A 576-nucleotide genomic window follows, 5' to 3' on the forward strand; every position below is an offset into this window, starting at 1 on the left:
AGGGAGCCAGCCGCCGAAGGTGGGGTAGATGATTGGGGTGAAGTCGTAACAAGGTAGCCGTATCGGAAGGTGCGGCTGGATCACCTCCTTTCTATGGAGACTCGGGTCTGAGAACGACCCAGTCAAGTATCTTCGGATACACAATCGCTGATTACCATTCTATTTGTTCAGTTTTGATGGAGCTTGTGCACTTCTTAGGAAGTGTATGAACAATCATCAATATGGGGCCATAGCTCAGCTGGGAGAGCGCCTGCCTTGCAAGCAGGAGGTCAGCGGTTCGATCCCGCTTGGCTCCATTTGTTCCTTGAAAACTAGATAACGAAACAGTTGCAATTCACCTTTGCGAAGCATAGGCTGGATTGTCAACAAAAAACGTAAAGTAAGAACTTAGGTAGTGCTAACYTTCGGGTTGCACGAAATTTTCAACTGTTTTTTTCTAGGTTAAGCTAGAAAGAGCACACGGAGGATGCCTAGGCACTAGGAGCCGAAGAAGGACGTGGCGAACGACGAAATGCCTCGGGGAGCCGTAAGCAGGCTTTGATCCGGGGATGTCCGAATGGGGGAACCCAGCTGTGG

The 576-nt window shown here is 49.9% G+C and carries 1 tRNA gene and 2 rRNA genes; all 3 read left to right on the forward strand.

The window, feature by feature from the left end:
- Positions 1-91: ribosomal RNA gene (locus AC1DUA_RS40115) — 16S ribosomal RNA — on the forward strand; the annotation flags it as partial.
- A gap of 132 nt (positions 92-223) precedes the next feature.
- Positions 224-296, forward strand: a tRNA-Ala gene (locus AC1DUA_RS40120).
- A gap of 143 nt (positions 297-439) precedes the next feature.
- A 23S ribosomal RNA gene (locus AC1DUA_RS40125) occupies positions 440-576 on the forward strand; the annotation flags it as partial.

It is taken from the genome of Paenibacillus sp. 01T422 (genome assembly GCF_056398785.1).